This is a genomic window from Candidatus Symbiopectobacterium sp. NZEC135, from assembly GCF_025962695.1.
Map to the genome: position 1 here is coordinate 1 of NZ_JAGFPF010000368.1, position 1,662 is coordinate 1,662.

Here is a 1,662-nt window from a genome sequence, read left to right on the forward strand (position 1 = left end):
TGAACACAACTGGTCATTGCTGGTGCAGGCCGTTGACCACTGGCATGACGCCTCAGCGGCACTGATGCGCCCGTTTCGTCACATCCCTGACTGGCGCACCGATGATTTGATGATCTCATTCTCCGTGCCGGGCGGCGGCGTAGGGCCGCATATCGACCAATATGATGTTTTCATCATTCAGGGCACCGGTCAGCGCCGCTGGCGCGTCGGGGAAAAAATTCCCATGAAGCAGCACTGCCCTCACCCGGATCTGTTACAGGTTGGTCCGTTCGAGCCGATCATTGATGAGCTGATGGTTCCGGGGGATATTCTCTATATTCCCCCCGGATTTCCCCATGAAGGCTATTCATTGGAAAATGCGCTTAACTACTCGGTCGGCTTTCGGTCACCTAACGGGCGTGAATTAGTCAGCGGTTTTGCCGATTATGTACTGGCTCGTGAATTGGGGAGCTATCGTTATAGCGATCCCGATATTCCTGAACGTGAACACCCGGCCACGGTATTGCCCCAGGAGCTGAATGCGCTGCAAAAAATGATGTTGGATCTGGTACAGCAACCGGAACACTTCCAGCGCTGGTTTGGTGAGTTTATTACGCAATCCCGCCATGAGCTAGATATTGCGCCGCCGGAACCGCCGTATCAACCCGGCGAAGTTTATGAGTTACTTCAGCAAGGGGCCGCTTTACGCCGGTTAAACGGGCTGCGAGTGCTCTGCGTCGCAGAGCAGTGCTTTGTCAATGGTGAGTGCCTCGATACCCCACACCGTAGCGCTGCGCTCGCCCTGTCAGAGCAATTGACGTTTGAAGGCAGTGTGTTGGGCGAAGGACTGGAGGATCCTTCATTTCTGGCCAAACTGACCGTGTTCATTAACAGCGGTTATTGGTATTTTATGGATTAACTAATACCGTTATCCTCACTTGATACCGGTCATTTTTAATGACCGGTATCGATATAAACCTTACATTCTCACCGTCAACCATTTGTTTAATATCACAGTATTACTGTCTAACTAATATACACCTATAAAAACACCCTCCTTAAAGCTGTAATATTCCTACAGTAATACAGGGTGAACAATGTATTCATGATTTTCCTCACAAGAATATAATAAAAACCAACCTAGCTTTATTTATAACCGAAGGAAGAGTTATGAATAACCCAATGCATGTCACATCTGGTACTAACAATATAGCCCAATACATTCAAAACCATGTCAGTGGGAATGTAGCGCAAACGCCTTCTTGCCTAAATTGCTTCTTGGTCAAAATCATAAACATCATCACCCTCAACTTCTTAAAAAAAAACAAGGATGATGATTACAAAAAATTCGCCCTAGGCTTTACGTTTAATCTATTGCATGAGATTCAAAAAACACACAGTAGGAATAACTCCTATCATATTCCACATCGTATTGAATTTGAGTACTTAAATAACAAAATTCTTTTCGAAAGCAATGATAAAAATACCAAAGAAAAACAAATAACAAAACTCACGGTTGCAACGCAACAGGGAGAAACGTCTTGCAACACACTCAGCACTGAAATTTTTTCACAATTTTGCAGAATACAATTAGCTATTGATCGCAACATTTTAACTGAAGAGGAAATTAGCTTCACTGCGGAAGGCAAGCCTGATTCAAGCAAAATGGATGCTGCCACGGAA

At 45.2% G+C, this 1,662-nt stretch carries 2 protein-coding genes; both read left to right on the forward strand.

The genetic code is table 11. The features are described from left to right. Positions 1-898, forward strand: an 898-nt coding sequence (locus J5224_RS26925; RefSeq protein ID WP_264628221.1) for a cupin domain-containing protein, incomplete at its 5' end; no start/stop codon positions are given. Between the two features lie 251 nt (positions 899-1,149). Further along, on the forward strand, positions 1,150-1,662 hold a 513-nt coding region (locus J5224_RS26930; RefSeq protein ID WP_264628222.1), incomplete at its 3' end, for a hypothetical protein.